19 protein-coding genes, 2 pseudogenes and 1 riboswitch are annotated in these 20,296 nt (G+C 38.1%); of the genes and pseudogenes, 7 read left to right on the plus strand and 14 right to left on the minus strand.

The annotated features are described in order from the left end of the window. Window positions 1–1,194: a lipid-A-disaccharide synthase gene (lpxB, locus tag B9T26_RS02585; RefSeq protein WP_086198245.1), complete on the minus strand. Its 1,194-nt coding sequence runs from the start codon at window positions 1,192–1,194 to the stop codon at window positions 1–3. A gap of 271 nt (window positions 1,195–1,465) precedes the next feature. Between lpxB and B9T26_RS02590 the strand changes: the two genes are divergently transcribed. The 4 genes from B9T26_RS02590 to B9T26_RS02605 all read left to right on the plus strand — a co-directional run bounded on the left by B9T26_RS02590 (window position 1,466) and on the right by B9T26_RS02605 (window position 4,740). Further along, the gene (locus B9T26_RS02590; RefSeq protein ID WP_143222987.1) at window positions 1,466–1,933 is read left to right on the plus strand and encodes a hypothetical protein; all 468 of its coding nucleotides are present in this window, start codon (window positions 1,466–1,468) and stop codon (window positions 1,931–1,933) included. Window positions 1,934–2,044: 111 nt separating this feature from the next. Continuing rightward, window positions 2,045–2,935 (plus strand): sulfite exporter TauE/SafE family protein, encoded by an 891-nt coding sequence (locus B9T26_RS02595; protein WP_086198247.1) that lies wholly within the window; start codon window positions 2,045–2,047, stop codon window positions 2,933–2,935. 126 nt (window positions 2,936–3,061) lie between these two features. Further along, window positions 3,062–4,153, plus strand: a complete 1,092-nt coding sequence (locus B9T26_RS02600) for a 3-deoxy-7-phosphoheptulonate synthase (protein ID WP_143222988.1) — start codon at window positions 3,062–3,064, stop codon at window positions 4,151–4,153. A 62-nt stretch (window positions 4,154–4,215) separates the two neighbouring features. Beyond that, complete coding sequence (locus B9T26_RS02605; RefSeq protein ID WP_086198249.1) at window positions 4,216–4,740, plus strand: protein tyrosine phosphatase family protein; 525 nt, start codon at window positions 4,216–4,218, stop codon at window positions 4,738–4,740. Here B9T26_RS02605 and ispF read toward each other — a convergent pair. Continuing rightward, entirely contained in the window at window positions 4,728–5,219 is a 492-nt protein-coding gene (ispF, locus tag B9T26_RS02610; protein WP_086198250.1) for a 2-C-methyl-D-erythritol 2,4-cyclodiphosphate synthase, read from the minus strand. The two genes, B9T26_RS02605 and ispF, sit on opposite strands and share 13 nt — an antisense overlap. 99 nt (window positions 5,220–5,318) lie before the next feature. On the opposite strand from ispF, the gene B9T26_RS02615 reads away from it, so the two are divergent. Further along, window positions 5,319–5,969: a hypothetical protein gene (locus B9T26_RS02615; protein ID WP_086198251.1), complete on the plus strand. Its 651-nt coding sequence runs from the start codon at window positions 5,319–5,321 to the stop codon at window positions 5,967–5,969. Window positions 5,970–6,093: 124 nt separating this feature from the next. Here the strand turns inward: B9T26_RS02615 and B9T26_RS02620 are convergent, their stop codons facing one another. The 4 genes from B9T26_RS02620 to prmB all read right to left on the minus strand — a co-directional run bounded on the left by B9T26_RS02620 (window position 6,094) and on the right by prmB (window position 10,539). Continuing rightward, a complete protein-coding gene (locus B9T26_RS02620; protein ID WP_086198252.1) occupies window positions 6,094–7,338 on the minus strand; it encodes a D-amino acid dehydrogenase in 1,245 nt (414 codons plus the stop codon). A gap of 146 nt (window positions 7,339–7,484) precedes the next feature. After that, window positions 7,485–7,574, minus strand: a riboswitch (glycine riboswitch). A gap of 187 nt (window positions 7,575–7,761) precedes the next feature. After that, window positions 7,762–8,295 carry a GNAT family N-acetyltransferase gene (locus B9T26_RS02625; protein WP_086198253.1) on the minus strand — a complete coding sequence of 178 codons (534 nt, stop codon included), beginning with the start codon at window positions 8,293–8,295 and terminating at the stop codon, window positions 7,762–7,764. Window positions 8,296–8,430: 135 nt separating this feature from the next. After that, the gene (gene aroC, locus B9T26_RS02630) at window positions 8,431–9,516 is read right to left on the minus strand and encodes a chorismate synthase (RefSeq protein WP_086198254.1); all 1,086 of its coding nucleotides are present in this window, start codon (window positions 9,514–9,516) and stop codon (window positions 8,431–8,433) included. A gap of 12 nt (window positions 9,517–9,528) precedes the next feature. Then, window positions 9,529–10,539 carry a 50S ribosomal protein L3 N(5)-glutamine methyltransferase gene (gene prmB, locus B9T26_RS02635; protein ID WP_086198255.1) on the minus strand — a complete coding sequence of 337 codons (1,011 nt, stop codon included), beginning with the start codon at window positions 10,537–10,539 and terminating at the stop codon, window positions 9,529–9,531. Window positions 10,540–10,818: 279 nt separating this feature from the next. On the opposite strand from prmB, the gene B9T26_RS02640 reads away from it, so the two are divergent. Beyond that, on the plus strand, window positions 10,819–11,124 hold the full coding sequence (locus tag B9T26_RS02640) for a hypothetical protein (protein ID WP_086198256.1): 306 nt from the start codon (window positions 10,819–10,821) through the stop codon (window positions 11,122–11,124). A 65-nt stretch (window positions 11,125–11,189) separates the two neighbouring features. After that, a pseudogene (locus tag B9T26_RS02645) lies at window positions 11,190–11,440 on the plus strand (peroxidase); the annotation flags it as partial. A gap of 114 nt (window positions 11,441–11,554) precedes the next feature. On the opposite strand, the gene B9T26_RS02650 reads toward B9T26_RS02645, so the two are convergent. The 8 genes and pseudogenes from B9T26_RS02650 to B9T26_RS02685 form a co-directional block, all read right to left on the minus strand. Continuing rightward, on the minus strand, window positions 11,555–12,592 hold the full coding sequence (locus tag B9T26_RS02650) for an IS481 family transposase (RefSeq protein ID WP_086198257.1): 1,038 nt from the start codon (window positions 12,590–12,592) through the stop codon (window positions 11,555–11,557). Window positions 12,593–13,056: 464 nt separating this feature from the next. Beyond that, complete coding sequence (locus B9T26_RS02655; protein WP_086198258.1) at window positions 13,057–13,467, minus strand: hypothetical protein; 411 nt, start codon at window positions 13,465–13,467, stop codon at window positions 13,057–13,059. Beyond that, complete coding sequence (locus B9T26_RS02660) at window positions 13,464–13,907, minus strand: glycoside hydrolase family 19 protein (RefSeq protein WP_086198259.1); 444 nt, start codon at window positions 13,905–13,907, stop codon at window positions 13,464–13,466. Before B9T26_RS02660 ends, B9T26_RS02655 begins: the two co-directional genes overlap by 4 nt. 23 nt (window positions 13,908–13,930) lie before the next feature. Next, entirely contained in the window at window positions 13,931–14,284 is a 354-nt protein-coding gene (locus B9T26_RS02665; RefSeq protein WP_086198260.1) for a hypothetical protein, read from the minus strand. A gap of 174 nt (window positions 14,285–14,458) precedes the next feature. Continuing rightward, window positions 14,459–15,327 (minus strand): annotated as a pseudogene (locus B9T26_RS02670) (IS982 family transposase). 296 nt (window positions 15,328–15,623) lie between these two features. Continuing rightward, on the minus strand, window positions 15,624–16,523 hold the full coding sequence (locus B9T26_RS02675; RefSeq protein ID WP_086198261.1) for a hypothetical protein: 900 nt from the start codon (window positions 16,521–16,523) through the stop codon (window positions 15,624–15,626). 8 nt (window positions 16,524–16,531) lie between these two features. After that, complete coding sequence (locus B9T26_RS02680) at window positions 16,532–18,718, minus strand: LysM peptidoglycan-binding domain-containing protein (protein ID WP_086198262.1); 2,187 nt, start codon at window positions 18,716–18,718, stop codon at window positions 16,532–16,534. A 12-nt stretch (window positions 18,719–18,730) separates the two neighbouring features. Next, the coding region (locus tag B9T26_RS02685; RefSeq protein WP_143222989.1) for a DUF2345 domain-containing protein at window positions 18,731–20,296 on the minus strand (1,566 nt) is incomplete at its 5' end.

Raw genomic sequence — 20,296 nt, forward strand, 5'->3', positions numbered from 1 at the left:
TTATGCCTGATCAGATGGGGCTGCATTTAAGGTATTTAAGATAGCCTGAACCGGATCTTCACTATTTCCTGCCAGCAGCTGCTTGTGCATAGTGATATGCTGCATGGCCTGAATTTGTGCAGTTTCAATATTCATCAGTTTTTCAATTTCGGCAGCCAAATTTTCTGGTGTTGCATCATGCTGAATCAATTCCCGAATGACTTTTTTGCCCGCAATAATATTCGGTAAGGAATAATACGGAATCTTGATCAGGAACTTGACCACTACATAAGTCAGCCAGTTTAACTTATAAAAAGTCACCATCGGACGGTGTAACAGCATCGCTTCTAGGGTAGCGGTTCCCGAAGCCAATGCTACAATATTGGAAGCATTCATCACCTGACGGCCAATCTTCGATTCAGTATCGGTATTTTCCAGCAGGCATACTTTAGCCACCAAATCTGCAGGATATTGTTGTAGCAATGCCTCAATCTGCTGCTTGCGTGCATCATTAATCGCAGGAATGAGAAACACATATTCCGGGTGTTTTTGACTGACGATTTTGGCTGCATCCAGCACCAATGGACCCAGTCTTTCAATTTCACCACGGCGGCTACCCGGTAACAGCGCAATATGCTTTTGTTCTACATTCAAGTCCAGCTCTTGTTTGGCTTCAATCAGAGGATTTTGCAAAGGCAATTGACTGGCGAGTGGATGCCCCACGAATGCGGCTGGCACATCAAATTTTTTATAAAAAGTTTTCTCGAACGGAAATAAGCACAGCACCAGATCGATACTGGCTTTAATGCCATGCACCCGTCCCTGACGCCAAGCCCAGACCGAAGGACTGACATATTGCACGGTTTTAATCGGCAGATTTTTCTGCTTTAAACTTTTAGATAAACGTAAATTAAAGTCTGGCGCATCAATACCGACAAAAACATCGACCGGGTCTTTGCTCCAGGTATCAACCAATCCATCACGCACGGCAAAGAGTTTTTTAAGATCTTTAAGCACTTCCACAATGCCCATAACCGACAAAATATCCATTGGATAATAGCTTTTGAAACCCTCAGCGATCATCTGCGGACCACCGATGCCTTCAAATTCAGCATCAATGCCTTGCTCTCGAAAACGGCGGATGAGTTTAGCGCCCAGTGTATCTCCAGACACTTCCCCGACAACGATACCGATTTTAAGCTTCCGATTTTGCAAGACTTTTATCCTCTTTATGCCGTATATTTTGCAGTTAGGCCTATTTTAACATAGGCCTTTCAATTTAATTGATCATGCCCTAAGCTTTTGAAATACTTCAAAACAAGCGTTGTTTTATAGCATAGCTATGTTGGGTTTAATTCAGCAATGACTTCACACAGAAGTCATTCAGCCCATACAAGCTACATGGCAATGGTGGCCTAACCATTTTGCCTGGGCAGTTATTATATCCATACTCATCCATATTGTATTATTTATTGTCTTTCCTAGCGTGTGGCTTTCTTCTCATCTCAAAACGCTCCATCTCAAAATGGTTCATCTGAATCATCCTACTGCTTATGTACAGCAAGGTCGAATATCACAGATTCTTGTTAAACAACAACAGAAAATATGGTTTGCCAATTGTGCGTTTATGCACGAAACACTTCAGGCTGTTTGCCAGCAAAGTCCTAATAAAACACAATTCAATATGCTGCACGCCAATCTTCAATTTTTCACCCGTTCAACCTGGAATTATGCCCAGACTAAAAAACAGGTTTTTGTGCAAACCCTTGTCATTCAGGATGCTAAAACATCCAATATAATGCAATTATCTAACCCATCGCAGCAGGATTTGCAGCAATGGCAAAGCGCAACATCTTTGCCCATTTATTTACTTAGATTCTTTATTTTATGCAATTTTTTAGGTTTAACCCTCTTATTCCTCCAAAATTTCAGGCTAAAACCACAAATTTTATAAAATACCTTTCATCTATATCTTTTTTTAGAATAAGCAAATCAATAATCAAGACAACGTCTTATATTAAAAAGTCATAACATATGCAGGTTTTTTGATATTTGGCATATAACCATGTTTGGTCCATTGGAATTTATTTTAGCGGGTGTTTTGGTCGGTTTCTGCGTCGGGATTACAGGTGTTGGCGGCGGTTCATTAATGACCCCGATCCTGATCAGTCTCTTTAGGATCGAACCGCACATCGCAATTGGAACAGACTTGCTTTATGCCGCCATTTCAAAATTTTGCGGTTCTATGGTTCACGCCAAAAAAATGAATATTGTCTGGCCGATTGTGATCTGGCTTGCTGTGGGCAGTATTCCGGCTTCATTTGCCACGCACTGGGTTTTAGAAAATTACCTCAGTCAATCCAGCAGCTATAAATCTGTTTTGACCATGGTGCTCGGTTTTATGCTGACCCTGACCGGTGTTTCCATCATGTTCCGCGGTCATATTGAACGCTTCTTTACCAAGTTCCGTAAAGATGAAGCTCTGGATATGACGCAGGATTTAGAAAAGGTTAATTTTCAAGCGAAAAAAAAACGTGCTTATATTGTGATTATGGGCATTGTATTGGGTGTATTCGTAACCTTATCTTCAGTGGGTGCTGGTGCATTTGGAATCATGGCATTGGTTTTGATGTTTCCTAATTTACCCATGATCCGAATTATTGGTTCAGATGTGGTCCATGCCGTGCTTTTGACTTTAGTCGCAGGTCTTGGACACATGAGTTCCGGTAATGTAGATTTACACTTGCTCGGATGGTTATTGGTCGGTTCAATTCCTGCAATTGTGGTGGGTACTTTAATCAGTTCTCGCTTACCGGAAAAAATTATCCGTAAGATTCTCGGTATTACCCTATTCGCATTAGGCATGAATTTCATGCTTCATCCGGTAAAAGCAAAACCTGTTGAAAAACCTGCAACTGCTATGATTTTAACTGCTGAAAAATCAAACAACGGTTAAACTATCTATGCGATTAATCGGTTTTTTTCACGGATTTATTGGTGTTTTGTATAGCAACTCACTGCTGAAATCGTGTTATATTCAGGCTACTAAAAAAACTCTTGTATGATCAAACCAGTGACGGCAATGAATACACTACAGTCAAAACCTATTACACAATCTGACATCGATGACGTGAATGTACAAAGCATTCAGCCTCTTGTAACTCCTGCTGAATTAAAAAAAGAGTTGCCTTTGACTGAACAGGCTTATCAAACCGTCCTGAAAGGTCGTGAAACGATTCGCAATATTCTGGATGGTAAAGATAACCGTCTATTTGTAGTGATTGGTCCTTGTTCAATTCATGACACTGTGGCTGCTCATGAGTATGCTGATCGTCTCAAAGTTTTGAGCGAAAAAGTTAAAGATAGCCTATATATCGTGATGCGTGTTTATTTTGAAAAACCGCGTACCACTGTAGGCTGGAAAGGTTTAATCAATGACCCGGACATGAATGACTCTTTCAACATTGAAAAAGGTCTTCGCATTGGCCGTCAGCTTTTAGTTGAATTGAATGAAAAAGGATTGCCATGTGCTACTGAAGCACTCGATCCAAACTCACCACAATATTATCAAGATCTTATTTCATGGTCAGCGATTGGTGCACGTACCACCGAAAGCCAGACGCATCGTGAAATGTCTTCAGGTTTATCTTCACCTGTAGGTTTCAAAAATGGTACTGATGGCGGCTTAACCGTTGCAACCAATGCCATGCAATCGGTTAAACATGGTCACAGCTTCCTTGGCCTGAATGACCAGGGACAGGTTTCCGTGATTCGTACCAGCGGTAACCAATATGCACACGTCGTGCTTCGTGGCGGTAACGGCAAACCGAACTACGATGCAGGTTCTGTTGCAGACGCTGAAAATGCCTTGGCCAAAGCTAAAGTCAGCAACAAAATCATGATTGATGCTAGCCATGCCAATTCCAACAAAGACCCGTACTTGCAACCGCTGGTATTGAAAAATATCACTGAACAAATTCAGGATGGCAACAAGTCTATTGTCGGTATTATGGTAGAAAGTCATCTGAAAGGTGGTCGCCAGGATATTCCTGAAAATCTGGATGATCTTGAATACGGCAAATCAGTGACTGATGGCTGTATCGATTGGGAAACTACAGAAAAGGCCCTACTCGACATGCACGAAGCATTAAAAAACGTTTTACCAAATCGCTAAGAGCTAAAACGCCATCTAAACAGATGGCGTTTCTACTTTAACCTTAGGAAAAATTTTATCTTATGAATGAAATTGAAAATGCACTCAGTCATATCGAAAATTTCCAGTTTATTCACGAGCATCTATTCACTTCTGCCCAGCCTACAGCAGAACAGCTCAAGCTGATTAAAGAATATGGGATTACCACCATTGTAAATCTGGCATTGTCTGATGCCGAGCCGCATTTAGATCATGAAGATAAAATTTGTCTGGATTTGGGCTTAAATTATATTCAATTTCCCATTTCTCCAGAAACGCCTTCTGATGATCAATGTTTACTGGTATTAGACCTGCTCAGTCATTTAGTACAGCAACAGATGGTATGGGTGCATTGTGCCACCAATTACCATGTCAGCAGTTTGATGTATTTATATCGCCAATATTATATGGATATGGGCATGCCCACTGCGCAAGAGCTGATGCACAGCATTTGGGAACCGAATGAAACCTGGACCGGTTTAATCCATGCAGTAGCCCTACAACTTCAAGGCCGTAAAGCTACCCAGGAATTACAACAGTCGCTGATCCATCCCGATCATTTTGCCTGATGTGAAACCAGCACCGTTGCCATCGATAGAATTCCTTCCTGACGTCCGGTAAAACCTAACTTTTCGGTGGTGGTTGCCTTAACACTAATCTGGGTAACATCCACATTCAGAACATCTGCAATACTCTGGCGCATTTCCAGATTATGCTTAGCCAGTTTTGGACGCTCACAGGCAACCGTGATATCGGCATTATTCAGCACATAACCGCGATCTAAAATCAGCTGGTAAACATGTTTAAGCAATACCCGACTGTCTGCGCCCTTAAATTTTGCATCGGTATCAGGAAAATGCTGCCCGATATCGCCCAGAGCCAAAGCACCCAATAAGGCATCACACAAAGCATGTAATACCACATCACCATCCGAATGTGCTTTTAAGCCATGCGTATGCGGAATTTTAACACCCGCCAAAGTGACAAAGTCACCTTCTTCAAAGGCGTGTACATCCATTCCCTGACCAATTCGAATTTGTGCAACCACGTTAAGCATCCTTAAGAAATAAATGATTGAGATGTTGTATTCACGCTTTCTATTTCGCTATAGTTACAGCAGCGCAACATAGTGAAATTATAAGCGATCATGCTGGTGAATACCGATATTAATCTCATTAAAACATTAAGCACATTATTCAGTATTGGCTGTTTGTGCTCAACCATGACTTTTGCTCAAGGCATCGATTGTTCTGATCCAAATACGTCATTCTTGAAGAAAATTTGTGCCGATAATTTTACTGAATCACGAGAAAAGCTAACTAACCACTATGTCACGGCTTTTTTAGTCAGTGATGCACCTGTTCGCCTCCTAGAAGATACCCACAATTTATGGTTTAAGCGTTTACAGCAATGTAAAACGCTGGACTGTTATACGCAACAATTTGAAATACGGATTGAGGATCTTAATTTTTACACCTCATTGAACCAGAGTCTGACCAACCATTATTTGAAATTTGAAAATGGCCAATTTGCCAGTCAGCCTGTACATTTACAGGTACATCAGCTCACCAAAGATAAAATTAAAATTGAAGGCATTGCCTACCGCAATCCAAACAATAAATTAGAAACGCAAACCATTCCTTTTTTGGCTTACACCACGGCTGACCAGAAAAGTGAGATTACCGATAATGAACACGATTGCAAATATCATTTCGATTTTAACAAGGCGATTTTATCGGTGAAAACAGAACAGAAAGGCTGTGAGCGTTTTGCGGGTATATACCGGCTTTATGATTAAAAATTTTCTTAAGTTATTAAAAACAGAGGCATCATGCCTCTGTTTTTTTTATTTAAAAGATTCAATTACTTTAATTGCCTAACCAAATGGCTTTTATCCTCTAAAATTCATTTATCTTAATAACTCAAACAGGATGCTGCGATGCGACTTGCTGACTAATCATCACTGCTGTAGCCGCGGACAAAGTCCAACCTAAATGGCCATGTCCAGTATTATAAAAAACCCGTTCACGTTTCCCGCGGCGTACAATCGGCATCATATTGGGCATCATCGGACGTAAACCTGCCCACGGCACTACATCTTCAGTGGTAATATCAAAGTTCTTGTTCACCCAGTCGGTCAATGGCTGAATACGGTCAGCACGAATATCACGGTTATAACCATTAAATTCAGCAGTTCCGGCAACACGTAAACGGTCCGCGCCTAAACGTGAGGAAACGATTTTAGCGCTTTCATCCAGCAAGCTGACCCAAGGCGCATTTTTGACACTTTCTTCATCATTCAGATTCAACGTAATTGAATAACCTTTTACTGGATATACATTGACCCGATCACCCAATAAATTTGCCAAATGATAACTTCCAACACCGCCACAAACCACCACAGCATCGGCTTCCAGCGATTCCATCACAGCTGCATCTGAATGCATGTTTTCATTACTGGCATGGTAAAGCACAGTGACGCCTTTTTTATGGTGTTTTACGTCCATCACTTCCGTGCCAAACAGGTATTTCACCCCATACTTTTCAGAGGCTTCAGCCAAACCTTTGGTGAATTTATGGATATCGCCAGTCGCATCTCCAGGGCAATAAAAACCGCCGTAATAATCTCCCTTTAAACTGGGCTCTATGCTTTTAATTTCCTCTGGTGTTACTGCAATTCTTTCCAAACCACCATTGATCAGTAAAGTATTCACCCGAGTCGCTACTTCATAATCCAGTTTGCTATGGTAAAAATGTAGAATGCCGCGTTTTTCCAGATCAAACTGAATATTTTCCTGTTCAGCAATAGCGAATAAACGTTCACGTGCCAATAAAGCCATTCTTACCGTATCGCGGGTATTGGTTTCATAATGTTTGATATTGCCGACAAATTCCATCAACCAGCCATATTTATGCAAATCAAATGAAGGATTGAGTAATAATGGGGCATTTTTATTGGACATCCACTTAATACCTTTCAGTACTGTGGCTTTTTGGTTCCAGACCTCTGCATTGCAGGCGGAAAGTTGTCCGCCATTGGCAAATGAAGTCTCCATGGCGGGATACAAATGCTTATCCAAAACCGTGACTTTATAACCTAAATTGGCGAGTTCGTAGGCAGTGGTAACACCGGTAATGCCTGATCCAATCACAACGATATGACACATAGCACACTCCTTGGAAATGTAGATCTACATTTCTATGCGCCCCATCTGTCATTGATACCTGAGAGCTTCGATCATGACGCTAAAATTAACGCTGACCATCCCCTTCGGTGAGCATATTGGCTGAATATGCTTCTCTCCAGATTTTTGAAATTATTACAGTCCTTTTGCCTGAGAGTTTCCGGGGTCGTTGCTCCTTCGGCGTGTTCACAGAAGAACATCTCTCCTGCAATAATTACTTATCTTAATATGAGCAATTTTTATACCATGCGCGAGCACTAAATTCATTTATTTGTTAATTCCTGTTATTTAAATATAAATAAATAAATTTTTCAGAAATTTAAAATTAAATCAATTCAGTTAAGTGATTTAGATTAGGCTATTTTCTGGATAGTTTGCACGGTGTAAATCTCTCCTATACTTCACTTAAGAAACAGACTTGGACATATGCTGTAATTGTAAATCAATCAATGGCTGCCCCACATTGGCATCAAGCGGATAAGACTCAACATATGCTGTTTTTGAATAGCCACAGCGTTCATAATATTCAATCAGCTCTGTTCTGGCATCCAGTACATACATTTCATAACTGATCAAAGTTGGACAAATTGAGAATGCTTGTTGTTCAGCATATGCTAAAACTTGCTTCCCAATGCCTTGATTTTGCCACTGCGAGTGAACACAAAAAGTGCCTATTTCAACGGCATTTTGCTGAAAGGTTAGACCAATACATGCCACTAAAGCAGGTTCTAAATCCTCAATCATTTCAGCAACAAATAGAGAAAAATTCTGCTGATTCAGACTCTCCAATAACTGCTGATGATTGATTCGATCTCCCGCGACAATTTCCTGTTCACTGGTCCAGCTTAAACCTGTATTGGTGCGATATGCCTGATTGATCAAAGCAACTAGGCTTTCAACGTCACTGGCATTTGCCAGTCTATATTTTAATGGCTGCATTATTCTTCTAAAAAATTGAATTTAAAGAAAATTATCACAAAGTATCATCAAATAATATTCTATCCATAAAAAAACCAGACTTAAAGTCTGGTTTTTTTATCATTAAAGCTCTTAACCTTAACGAGTTACTTCGGTTTAAATCGGTGCAAACGGCGCAACCACATCGGCATTTTGTGCACGATGGCGCATAAAATGATCCATCAGTACAATTGCAAACATGGCTTCAGCAATTGGAGTTGCACGCACGCCCACGCAAGGGTCATGCCGACCTTTGGTCAATACGTCCGTATCTTCACGCTGAATGTTAATGGTTTTACCCGGAGTCGTGATACTAGCAGTCGGTTTCAAAGCAATCGCGACACGAATGGTTTGACCACTTGAGATGCCGCCCAAAATACCGCCTGCATGATTGGCCAGGAAACCTTCTGTAGTGAGTTCATCACGAGACTCATGACCAAACTGTTCTGCAACCGCAAAACCATCACCAATTTCCACGCCTTTCACCGCATTGATGCTCATCATGGCATGCGCAATATCTGCATCCAGACGGTCAAATACCGGCTCACCCCAACCCACAGGCACATTCTCGGCCAGAATTTCCAGCTTCGCACCACAGCTTGTACCTTGTTCACGAAGTGACGTTACTAAAGCTTCAAAACGTGGCACGGCATCGATATCACCACAGAAAAACGGATTGTTTGGAACTTCATTCCAATCTAGTTTTTCGGTTTTTTCTGTACCAATTTGTGTGACATGACCACGAATCACGATACCAAACTTTTCAGCCAGATATTTTTTCGCAATTGCACCCGCAGCTACACGCATTGCAGTTTCACGCGCGCTTGAACGACCGCCACCACGGTAATCACGGAAACCATACTTTTGGGTATAGGTATAATCGGCATGACCGGGACGGAAAGTTTGCGCAATATTGCCATAATCTTTCGATTTCTGGTCGGTATTGCGAATCAATAAACCAATTGATGTACCTGTGGTTTTACCCTCAAATACACCAGAAATAATTTCGACTTCGTCCGGCTCTTTACGCTGCGTTGCAAACTTGGAGGTACCCGGTTTGCGACGGTCTAAATCTTTTTGTAAATCTGCTTCAGTCAGTTCGATCCCTGGCGGTACACCATCGACAATCGCCATGAGACCAACACCATGAGATTCACCGCAAGTCGTTACACGGAACAGTTGTCCAATACTATTACCCGCCATGTTCACAACTCCTTATGCTTGAACAGATTTTTCAAATAAATCACGGTATTTACGGCACTGCTCTGCGGTTAAAGCAAAGATACCCGAACCACCTTTTTGGAAAGTTAACCAATGGAAATCAACAGTATTAAAGTTCTGTTTCATTGCCCATTCAGAATTCCCCACTTCAATGACAATTAAACCATCTTCAGTCAAGTAATCCGCGGCTTGAGCCAACATTTTACGAACCAAGTCTAAACCGTCTTGACCTGCAGCAAGTGCAAGTTCTGGCTCATGTAAAAATTCAGCCGGTAAATCTGCCATATCTTCAGCATCGACATACGGTGGATTCGATACGATTAAATCATATTGATTTTCAGCAGGAATTTTTGCAAATAAATCTGATTCCATCAATGCAACCTGATATTGCATATTGTGATGTTCAGCATTAATCGACGCTACTTCTAAAGCTTCTTTAGAAATATCTGTGGCATCCACTTCAGACTCAGGGAATGCATAAGCCAAAGCAATCGCAATACAGCCTGAACCGGTACACATGTCTAAAATACGACGCGGAGTTTGTGGCTGATCATTTTCCGGAAGATTATTCAAAGCTTCACGCATCTGGCCATGTTCATCCAGACAGTAAGGTGCAAAGCATTGATTGATCAATTCTGCAATCGGTGAACGCGGAATCAGTACACGTTCATCAACATAAAACGGTTTACCACAGAAATAAGCCAGATTTAACAAATAAGAGGTTGGCACTTTTTCATTGATACGACGTTCCAGCAAGCTGATAAATTCTGCTTTTTCGCTTGGCAGTAATTTCGCATCTAAAATTTCTGGATTGGCATTCCAGTCCAATGCCAGTGTTTGAAGCACTAAAGCCGAGCTTTCAGCAAAAAAGTCTTCTGTACCTTGACCTAAGTGTGCATCGTATTGACGTAGAGCTGAAACACCAAAACGGATAAAATCGCGAATTGTGCTTAGGTTTTCAGCGGCTTCCTGTAAATGTTCAGGGCTAATAGTCAGTTGATCCACTTAAGGCATCTCCAAGGTCAATTTTTAAAACGCCTTATGATACCTTGTTTTGCGGGTTTTTATTAGCCTTTTCATGCAAAGCAAAGTGATAAAAGATGATTTTCATCACAATGCAAACTTCCTTGCTAAGTAAATGAGAAATTGTTAATTACCGCCCTATTCCCTATACACAAAATAACCAAACTAAATTTGGCTTGGTTTAAAATTTATTAAATTGAAAGCTGGGGAATTACCCCAATATAGTTGCCATCGAATTGATGGTTAATGGTGATGAGATAGATGAGCTACCAACATAATAACTTAATGGCAATGCGCCAAAACTACTGGAATGATACCGATTCTGCACAGGTACAGAACGAAAAAAAATTCTTTCAACAAACTTTGCTTGAACACGCCATACATAGCAGCCCTTCTGAAGATGATGCAAAATATCTTTTTTTTAGTTTACCCAGCATCATTATCGTTAAAGGCTATGCACTTGGTTTTCAGCATGATGCAGTTCAAGCCATGATTTTTAAACATATTCAAGACAATAAAGATTTATTAAAGCAAAAAGGCGATATTAAAATTCAATTTCGGATGTAAATATGGATTCGTCTTTTGGAAGCCATTTCCTACGCTAAAATATCTATATTTCCCATTTAATCATAGAAGATTACGAAGGCGAAGAAATGGAAATTTTACGTCATTCTCTTCCTTATGGAGACGGTCGGGGTGACCAAGGTTTATTCTTTATTGCCTATACCAAAAACTTAAGCATTATCGATCATATGTTGGAACATATGTTTGGCACAGCTGGCGATGGGATTCACGACCGTTGCTGCACTTTGTAACACCAATGGATGGTGCATATTACTTTGCACCTAGTGAAGAGTTATTGGAAGAAGTTTTGGAAGGGTAAATAATAAGAAAAGTAGCTATGAATGTAGCTACTTTTTTAAAAATTTGATAACTATAATTTGTACTAGCTCAAACCTGATCTGACAGTTCCCCATTTTTTATTGTGCCTGTCAGGTTAAATTTGAGCTAAATTCTTCTCAGCCCAAATTCGTTTTCCATCAAGTAAAGTTTCAAATGGTGTACGACCATAGCACATTTTTCCTTGATGAGTCCGTTCAGTATTATAGAATTTCAGCCAGTCGTCTAGATCCGTCTGCAACTCTTCAAGCGAGCTATAAAGCTTTTTCCTAAATGTAATTTGATAAAACTCCTGCAGTATTGTTTTATGGAAGCGTTCACAGATCCCATTCGTTTGTGGTGAAGCTGCTTTTGTCTTCGTGTGATCAATGTCATTGAGGGCTAGATACAACTCATAGTCATGTTGTTCCACCTTACCGCAATACTCGGTTCCTCTGTCTGTAAGAATGCGAAGCATTGGTAAATCCTGGGATTGATAGAAAAATACACGATCATTGAGCAAATCAGCCGCTGTAATTGGTGTTTTGGTTGTATAGAGCTTGCAATGAACGACCTTGCTATAAGTATCGATAAATGTTTGCTGGTAGATCCGTCCAACACCCTTGAGATTCCCGACATAAAAGGTATCTTGCGCACCTAAATAGCCTGGATGAGCTGTTTCGATTTCACCACATGCCACATCATCTTCATGCTTACGCTCAAGTGCAGTAATCTGATGATCATTTAGTTCGATACCATCCTGTGCCACTTTAGCTTCGAGTGCTTTTAAACGCTTCTTAAAGTTCTCCAAATCATGGCGGAACCAAATAGAGCGAACACCACTCCCTGACACAAATACACCCTTCTTGCGTAATTCATTACTGGTACGATGCTGACCATAAGCTGGATATTGAATTGCGAAATCAATGACCACCTGCTCTGTAGCATTATCTACACGGTTTTTTAGATTTGGTACTCGACGGGACTTATTGATTAATGCATCAATGTCACCAGACTGTACTAATTCCTGATAGCGATAGAAAGTATCTCTGGAAACACCCATCACTTTGCATGCTCTAGAAACATTCTGAAGTTCTTCGGCTAAATTGAGTAAGCCTACTTTGTGTTTGATGATTTGATTGTTAGTATGCAAAATAAGAAAGTTACCTTTGTTTGCTTAAGATTTCGACACCTTTATCAAAACGGGTAACTTTCTCTTTTTCAAGAAGAATATACGATCAAGTCTGAACTAATACATATAATTCTCTCAGGTCAATCAAAGTACGTAATAGATTTCTAAAAATAAAAATTAATTACATACATTTGTATCTTCACATGCTATCCAACCTGAAGTCGTTCGACCACTTTTATTAGTATATACAATATTTAACCATCTAGAACTTATTTCTTTTATTTTGAATTTATCACCTTTTATTAGATATCCAACATGTTCTGGTGTGAAATTATTAACGTCATTAATAAATGTTTTTCGAAGTACAATTCCAATATTAAGCTTTCCATTTCTCCAATCTTTAAACAATTTTGAATTTAATTCATTTTTCAATTTATTCTGACTAGAATAAGGAAACTTATATATTATTTTTTTATTTTCTAAGTCTACTATATCCCCCCACTACCAAAAAAATTAGATACTTTTTCATTTTCTTTACAATTATTATTTTTATCACACTCATATGCACGCACCATATAATAGCTACCTAAATAGTTAAATCTATTTAATGGATCTCTATAATTCTCATCATATGAAATCACTATAAAAACATTATTCTTTTCTTTTATATTATTAAAAAATACGTAATCTATTTTTGGAGTACTATTAGGAATTTCATAAAAGTCAATTTTTTTTAATTTTCTATTGCAATCACTAATATAGACCTCTAACTTATTAGAAACTTCATTGGACTCTAGACATTGATATGTATTTAATTTAATTACATTGCTTGCATAAAGAGAAGAATTTTCTAGTGTAAATAAAAAAATAAATAGCAGGTATTTCAAAGAATAGTTCATTCACATACACCATATTTAACAATAAATTTTTTAGCAATAGATTTTTTTGCTATTTTTCTTTCAGCCAATTTCATTTCTCCACCACTAACTAAATGTGTAATAGAAGTTGTTATACTATCTGAATCAATTTTTATACTTTCATTTTTCGTAAGACTGGCTATTTTTCCATTCTTTTTATTTTTCCAAAACCAAGTCCCCGTTTCTATAGCTATACTATAATTATTTTCTAATAGAACAGGATTATTAATAATATCTAAACCCGTACCTTTTGCACAATCCTCATAGCCTGTAAAATTAGTTAAATGTAACAACCCCCTTCCTCTATAATCTCTATTAGGATACTTTTCATTTCCATATAAATGAAAACCATAAGCAGCATCATTACCAGCTAGATAATTCCAAATATATTCAAGTTTCTGCTGTCTAGTATAACTCGCCATGCCACGTCTTTCAAAACCGGCATTTATGCCGTTGGAGATATTGCATAAATATTTTCAGGTTTCTTAAAAGTTTTCTTCGTATAATTCAAACTTTCTCTTAATTTTGTAAAATTTTCAGTTTCTATTTGTCCTTGAGCTAAGATATTGACTAGATCTTTGCAAGAATTTACTTCATATTTTTTCATAAAATCAGGTAATGTTAATAATCCTTCTTGAAATTCCGCTTTAGCTTTAGGAGCTATATTCTTTATAAAATCAATATCAAGCTTCAAAGACTTCCCGCAAATTTTGCAAGTAATATTTTCTTTGATCTGCTTATTAATGTTTGGTTTATCTTGCTGAGTACTTCCATTAGTAATATCTACATCTAAATGCAACTTAACAGAACTTTCATTTATTCTTTTTTGTAAATAATATACAAATTTTAATGGAGTTCCATCAGGTTTATATACTGTTATCCTTAACCATTTTCCAATATGACCACGAACTCTAATTTTTCCATTTGAAGTAGTGATGATATTTTTTTCTTTACTATCTAACCCGGATCCTGTTTAAGCCAATGACTTCATAATCTGAATTATTGGCTTGTTTCGGTGGCTCAATTGATATGCACATAACGAGGGATAGATTCAACTTAAAAAGCCACTCATACTACGGGCTTTACTCGTCACTAAATTGTATTGCCCTTTCAATAAGCTGAATAACGTTTCTATTTTATTACGCTGTTTTAAATGATATTCATCTTATGCGGGTAATTCAACAGACTTCATGTTCTTTCGATGATAGGTAATTAAATCAATGTCTTGCTCTTTTAATTTACTTTTTAATTCTTGACTGATGTAGCCACGATCCGCACAGAGTTTCGCCTGTAAACCTTCAACTAATTGTTCAACCATTTTAATATCAGCAACATGCCCATTGGATAAAGCAGAACACACGATTTCACCTAATTGATTCATCACGATATGTAATTTACAGCCATAAAACCACCCCATTGAACTTTTACCCCGTGATGCGATCTTGGCTAATGATTTATGCCGCTGAATACGCTGATTTTTACAGACAGGCAGAGTCGTTGAATCAATCCATAAATATTGGCTATGTTGAGCTTTCATTACAGCTACATGTAAAGCGTGTTGAGCCAATTGATGCATATTAATCAGGTGAATCATGCGTTGTTACAGGGTAAGCTCTTAAATAAATGACTTTTATCCTGTTTCAACCATAAAAAAAATGCTTTGAAATTATTGAAGTGAGAACACTTATACCAAATGGTGATAAAGATGATTTCAGAGATACTCAGTTGTGCTTTTCGGCTTCTTAAACAGTGATTGCTTTGCTTGAGAAATTTCCAATAAGTTGCTTCAAATTTAAGAAAGAAATCATCCATTACACAGAATAATTCGGTACTATTGAACATAAGGACTAGAGTTGTGAGTTTTGTGTGGTAACTCAACTGATGGCTCTAGTCCTTCTGATTTTCAAGTCAATTTCTTATCCGTGATTCGGGTTAATTATAATTACGTTTGATTTAATGATTATCGACAGGATAGTAGTCCGCATTTTTGAGTACCGTGATGATGGTATTCACGACCGTTTGTTGCATTTTTTTCACTCCAATGGCTAGTAAATATTACTTTGCAGTAAGTGAGGAGTTTCTAGAAGAAGTTTGAGAAGGCTAAATTAAAGAGGCAGACAAGAATCAGCTTTTTACTATTATCTAAGAGATATTTTAATTTTTTTACCTCCTTCATAATAAGTCATCTGCAGGTTCTCATCTATTTCAACATTTTTGTTGGCACTTACAAATTTTTCCTTTATTAACGAATTTTGCTTAACTTCCATTATCCTTAAGCTTCTACCACTATCATCTTGAAATGGTGATATTATTAAAAAATGATCACTATCATTAAAATCAATTACCACTCCATCACCATCATTAGAATTAACAAAGCTAAACTTCTCAACAAGTTTATCAGATGCAACTATATGAATACTCTTACATATTGACAACTTAAAATTATTCAAACATTTAAAATGATTATCTGAGCTATATTCTTGCTTTATTTTAACACTAGGCTTTAAAACTTGATTTTCAACTTTTAAAAATACTCTCCCACTAAGCCTATAACACTGATTTTCTACATTAATATTATTATCATTTATAGAGTATGTTGTTCCCGATAAGCATACTGTATCATTTTCTTTAGAGAATTTTATAGTAGGCCGTTCTTCTTCAATAACATCCAATCTCTCATCAACAAAATTACCTACTACCTGAGGCAATGGTATTACTACTTTAGAATCTAAATCTATTGCAACTACTGAATTTATTTTCCTAATCTCACCCTTACCAACATCTCTATTCTGTTCAATAATCAAAATTAATTTATTTTTTGAAAAATTTGCTTTTTCAATAATTCTTTTATTATAAAGATTTATTTTATCCATCGTACAAAAATCTATACTTATTGAGTTATCTCGACATATAACAACATTATCTTTTGATATTCTATTCGAACTTGTATTATTAGATCCCAAGTTCTCTTTTGAATAAGAACAACCTGAAAATATTAATCCCAATACAAATAATGCAGCAATATTTATAATATTCATTTTATAACCTATTTCTCAACGTGGTGTAATTTGATTTTTTCAAAAATTTCTTTTACTTTCGAAGTCGAATGAGGATTCGCTCTATTAGTTTTAGATTGATGGTAGCCTATAGAACCATCAGAGATAACACCAAATTTATTTTTTTCCCCTTTAGGTAACGCAATTGAGGCCCATTCTTTAGACGCATCTGTCATTGCCGATTTTACCGTTGCCCTACCTGTTGTGATTAATTCATAAATTGATGTACGACCTACCAACAAATGCTCTTTAAAGACTTTTTCTTGCATCTTTGCATCATATAACTCGTCCCCAGATAACCCTAGCCTTGTTTTTGCAGCCGTTAGAGTTTCCGGAATTGTTTGATATTTCCCCGTGGCAAAACGCCTTCTCTCATCTTCCCACGTATAAGCTTCAGATGCTTTTAAAAGTTGATTTATTGTTTTACTTGTAATGGTTCCAATAGTATCCATCATTTTACCAAATTTAACCCTTTTGCCTTCAGGTGCCCCAGCATTCCAAGCTTCATAACTACCCTCACCACTAGCAATTGCATTCCCTAATTCAATAACTAATTCATCAATAGTTTTATCTGGAATTTTAGAAGTATTATCTTTACCCAATAATATTCCAGAACAACTTAATAAATTATTTGAGCCACTTCTTTTCGCAATATCAATTAATGAAATACCATTTAAATCTATTACTGTTTTCTTAAAAAATTGATCTAATAAGTATTCATTTGAATACCTGGTAATATCAAAATGCACCCATGTATTAGCTCCACTTTTCCCGCTAGCAAAGACTTTAGGCTCTAAATATATTTTATCTGTTACTCTTAATTCTGTTGCCCCCATTTTAGTAGAAATTACTTTTTTTCTAATGAACTCCATATCACTTACATCTTTTGTCCTCACACCTTTCTTATTAAAATGTAAATCTATAGCGAGCCCCATATGGTTTACACTTGTTCTTTTTTTAACCTTGTTATCTTCAATACACCTATAACCTGACTCAATGTAAGCCACTTCTAAGCTTTGTGATTTAAATTCATTTTTTAAATAAAAATTTAAAGCCTTGATTATCCATATTAGTGATCTATGTAATCCTGGATATTCATTCGCTGTATTAGCGCCAGACTTTATTCCTTTTCTTTTATTCCCATACCCCTTACATTTACCACAAGGGCATGTAGCTTTTTTCATAAATCCTGATATTGGATATTCATAATAAAATTTATCCAATGTCGCTAAAAAACTGCCACATATTTTACCCGTTTCAGGAACACCCATATAATCTCTCTGAAACTGTTTGATGCAAGCTTCTGTTAAAGGAGTAAATTTATCTGTAGGTAAAGCACCTCCAAAGCCAGCTAAGCGGATATTAATTTCCCGTATTAATTCACTTTGACCACTTGAAATACATTGAGGTGATGACTTACACAGATTTGGTACATCAGATTTGGGAGTCCCGCCATCCTGACTTCGGTCCTCTTTCATTTCAATTTTAATAGCTTCAGTTAAAGCTTTTTTCCCATCCTCATACCATTCATTAAGCTTTTCCAATGCCCTATTTTTATAATCTTCTAAACCAGGTTCTGATGATTGATCGGCTTTTTTTGCATCATGTTTAGGTGGTGCTGATTTTTGAGACTTAGCATTCTCGGGCTGCTTTTTAAGTGGCTGCGGTTTTTTATCCTGACTGATTTTACTGCCTGTTGCAGGTGTATTAACTGGCAGCTTAATGATTTGACCTATGCTAATTTTATTTATATTTTCAAGCTTATTCAGATTTTCTAATGCTCTGACAGTAGTCTGATACTGTTGTGCTATCGAAGTTAACGTATCTCCTTTCTGAACTGTATGCGTCTTGCGCTTATAACCACCTTGTTTACCATTATTTTCTAAAGTTTTTAAGTCAATGAGTAATTTAGGGCTAATCACCTTAACTAGCATCCTATCCTTAGACATAGTAAAAGATTTTATTTTCTTCATACCATCATCAAATAGACTTTTCACATATACGTCTAAAATCGTTCCTTTATCCCGCTGAATTTCATAAAAACAGCCCTTTGAATTAGTAATGCCTTTTACAACATGCTGATCTGTTTTCTGATTTCTAACCTGATAATGAATCTTAGGTATTGGATTACCGAGAGCATCTAAAATTTGTACAGTTGCTAAAGCCTTATTAGACATATTTTTTATACCTTAATTATTATTTTGATCTATTAGTTCATCTGCATCGTAACCTTCAATACTCAAACCCCACTCATCATCCGCACCCACCAATATCTGAACCTTTGAGGGATCAACAGTTGATATTTTTCCAGTTCGTCCATGCTCATCAATCCCACCAGTGATAACTGCATTCGTTTCAGGTATTAAGGCTTTGAAACTAAGCTGGCTAAAATCACTCTGCCAAAACAAGTCATACACATCTAATTTATTACTATAAATCGAAGCATTCGGCAGCTGAGGAACTTCATAACTGACTTTAGCCCCTCCCACAAAACTATGCTGCCCCGCTTTACTTTCAAACTTGCCACCCGTAGTCGTAAAAACCCCTTCTCCATTAATCTTTAACTGTGAACCACCCGCTGTCAGTACAATCTCTTTCGGGCTGGTCAACTCAATCTTATCTTCGGTAGAAATCAGCTTGATCACCTTACGGGCAATCGCTTCAATGGCATCATCCTGTGCTTGAAGTTCGACTTTGCCTTTCGCAGCATATGCCCTAACTCCCTGTTGCGCTGCAAACAAACTGATCTTGTCTTGAGCATGGGCAATGAATGATTTTTGTGTTGAGAAATTAATCGCATCGCCAGCAGTTTGACTGATCTGCCCATCCGCTGAAAAGTGTAAATTTTCATTGGTTACACACGCTATGGAGTTGGGGGCTGCCAGAATCATTAAAGCCTGTTTAAAAGCATTTGCTTTAGCTTCATCCTGGTGTTCCATCTGTTCTAAAAAATGCTTTAAATTGTTTAAAATCTCTAGCGGATCAGTCAGTTGATTTTCCGCAACTTGACTCAATACTTGAGCATGATCGAAACTCGATTGCAGTTGAGTTTTTGCCTCATTTGTACTGAGATGATTACCATTGGCTTGATCTTGAGGATGGGTTGAAATCAGTAGACCCTTACCCGCCCGAACAGCACCCCATTGATCCGTCCTTAACTCAAAACCTTCACCGCGCCCATCACTGGTCTCGGCAGCTTTTGGATGGCTGAGATGACCCAAATTCAGCTGACTTGCGCCATGGCTACTCTGCAATTGGGTACTGATCTGTCCAGTGGTGTCATCAAAACGGAGTTGGTTAAAACCTTCGCCTGCCACTTCCTGCGAACGGATACCGCTGAGTTTTTTGGTATCCGGTAACTGGCCTTGAATATCAAACATGGTCTGATGGCGTTCCGCTTCATGAATCCGCCCCACCACAAATGGACGGTCAACATCACCTTCAAAGAAGTCAATCACCACGATTTCACCAATCCGCGGATGAAAACGCGCGCCATAACCTTCACCTGCCCATGGGGTGAGTACGTCTACCCAAGCAGAATCACTGTCATTGTCATTGCTTCCGGCTCCGCCATCATGTCCATGATCCTCATTACGAGTAAACATAAAGCGAACCTTAATCCGGCCCCACTGATCGACATAAATGCTTTCACCTTCCGGACCGACCACTTTGGCTCGTTGCGGATAGGCCGCAGGCCGATGTATCAGGGGGTTGTATTCAGGAACTACGGCAATATTGCGTCGCACCAGATAAAG

Source organism: Acinetobacter sp. ANC 4169, from assembly GCF_002135355.1.
Classification (GTDB): domain Bacteria; phylum Pseudomonadota; class Gammaproteobacteria; order Pseudomonadales; family Moraxellaceae; genus Acinetobacter.

What these genes read in the sequence shown, in the direction of transcription:
- B9T26_RS02595 (WP_086198247.1), top strand. Translation starts at nt 2,045, where the DNA reads ATGTTTGGTCCATTGGAATTTATTTTAGCGGGTGTTTTGGTCGGTTTC.
- B9T26_RS02600 (WP_143222988.1), top strand. Translation starts at nt 3,062, where the DNA reads ATGAATACACTACAGTCAAAACCTATTACACAATCTGACATCGATGAC.
- B9T26_RS02605 (WP_086198249.1), top strand. Translation starts at nt 4,216, where the DNA reads ATGAATGAAATTGAAAATGCACTCAGTCATATCGAAAATTTCCAGTTT.
- B9T26_RS02615 (WP_086198251.1), top strand. Translation starts at nt 5,319, where the DNA reads ATGCTGGTGAATACCGATATTAATCTCATTAAAACATTAAGCACATTA.
- B9T26_RS02620 (WP_086198252.1), bottom strand. Translation starts at nt 7,338, where the DNA reads ATGTGTCATATCGTTGTGATTGGATCAGGCATTACCGGTGTTACCACT.
- B9T26_RS02625 (WP_086198253.1), bottom strand. Translation starts at nt 8,295, where the DNA reads ATGCAGCCATTAAAATATAGACTGGCAAATGCCAGTGACGTTGAAAGC.
- aroC (WP_086198254.1), bottom strand. Translation starts at nt 9,516, where the DNA reads ATGGCGGGTAATAGTATTGGACAACTGTTCCGTGTAACGACTTGCGGT.
- B9T26_RS02640 (WP_086198256.1), top strand. Translation starts at nt 10,819, where the DNA reads ATGAGCTACCAACATAATAACTTAATGGCAATGCGCCAAAACTACTGG.
- B9T26_RS02655 (WP_086198258.1), bottom strand. Translation starts at nt 13,467, where the DNA reads ATGAACTATTCTTTGAAATACCTGCTATTTATTTTTTTATTTACACTA.
- B9T26_RS02660 (WP_086198259.1), bottom strand. Translation starts at nt 13,907, where the DNA reads ATGGCGAGTTATACTAGACAGCAGAAACTTGAATATATTTGGAATTAT.
- B9T26_RS02675 (WP_086198261.1), bottom strand. Translation starts at nt 16,523, where the DNA reads ATGAATATTATAAATATTGCTGCATTATTTGTATTGGGATTAATATTT.
- B9T26_RS02680 (WP_086198262.1), bottom strand. Translation starts at nt 18,718, where the DNA reads ATGTCTAATAAGGCTTTAGCAACTGTACAAATTTTAGATGCTCTCGGT.